Annotated in this window: 1 protein-coding gene; it reads right to left on the bottom strand. The window is 64.4% G+C overall.

What is annotated here, in order from left to right; all coding sequences use genetic code 11:
- Positions 1-1,073, bottom strand: a 1,073-nt coding sequence (locus AC1D00_RS42300) for an S-(hydroxymethyl)glutathione dehydrogenase/class III alcohol dehydrogenase (protein ID WP_477014802.1), incomplete at its 3' end; no start/stop codon positions are given.
- Between the last annotated feature and the right edge of the window lie 57 nt (positions 1,074-1,130).

The following is a 1,130-nucleotide window of genomic DNA, read 5'->3' as shown; positions in this document are numbered from 1 at the left end:
TGCATGAGGTCGAAGCCCTTGTTGATCTCTTCGAGCTTGAGCACGTGGGTGATCATCGGATCGATCTGGATCTTTCCGTTCATGTACCAGTCGACGATCTTCGGCACGTCGGTGCGGCCGCGCGCGCCGCCGAAGGCCGTGCCGCGCCAGTTGCGGCCGGTGACGAGCTGGAACGGGCGGGTGGCGATCTCCTTGCCGGCTTCGGCGACGCCGATGATGATCGAGGTGCCCCAGCCGCGATGGCAGGCTTCCAGCGCCTGGCGCATCACGGTGGTGTTGCCGGTGCAGTCGAAGGTGTAGTCGGCACCGCCGTCGGTGAGGTTGACGAGATGCGGGACGATGTCGCCGGTGATCTTCTTCGGGTTGACGAAGTGGGTCATGCCGAACCGGCGGCCCCAGTCTTCCTTGGAATCGTTGACGTCAACGCCGATGATCTTGTCGGCGCCGGCCATCTTGGCGCCCTGGATCACGTTCAATCCGATGCCGCCGAGGCCGAACACGACCACGTTGGCGCCCGGTTCGACCTTGGCGGTGTTGACGACGGCGCCGACGCCGGTGGTGACGCCGCAGCCGATGTAGCAGCTCTTGTCGAACGGCGCGTCCTCGCGGATCTTGGCGACGGCGATCTCCGGCAGCACGGTGAAGTTCGAGAAGGTCGAGCAGCCCATGTAGTGGTAGATCGGCTTGCCCTTGTAGGAGAAGCGGCTGGTGCCGTCGGGCATCACGCCCTTGCCCTGCGTCGCGCGGATCGCGGTGCAGAGATTGGTCTTCTGGCTCAGGCAGCTTTTGCACTGCCGGCATTCCGGCGTGTAGAGCGGGATGACGTGGTCGCCCGGCTTCACCGAGGTCACGCCGGGGCCGATCTCGCGGATGATGCCGGCGCCCTCATGGCCCAAGATCGACGGGAAGATTCCCTCGCTGTCGAAGCCGTCGAGCGTGTAGGCGTCGGTATGGCAGATGCCCGTCGCCTTGATCTCGACCAGGACCTCGCCGGCCTTCGGTCCTTCCAGGTCGACCTCGACGATCTCAAGCGGCTTCTTCGCCTCGAAAGCGACGGCGGCACGTGTCTTCATCGTAAACTCCTCAGATTCTAGCAGGGCGCCAAGACGTAGTCTCGGCAGTCCTCGTAG

The sequence above is a fragment of the Bradyrhizobium sp. P2_E8 genome (assembly GCF_056403875.1).
The sequence above is the reverse complement of the archived record's forward strand: the minus strand, read 5'-3'. Positions and strand labels throughout refer to the sequence as shown.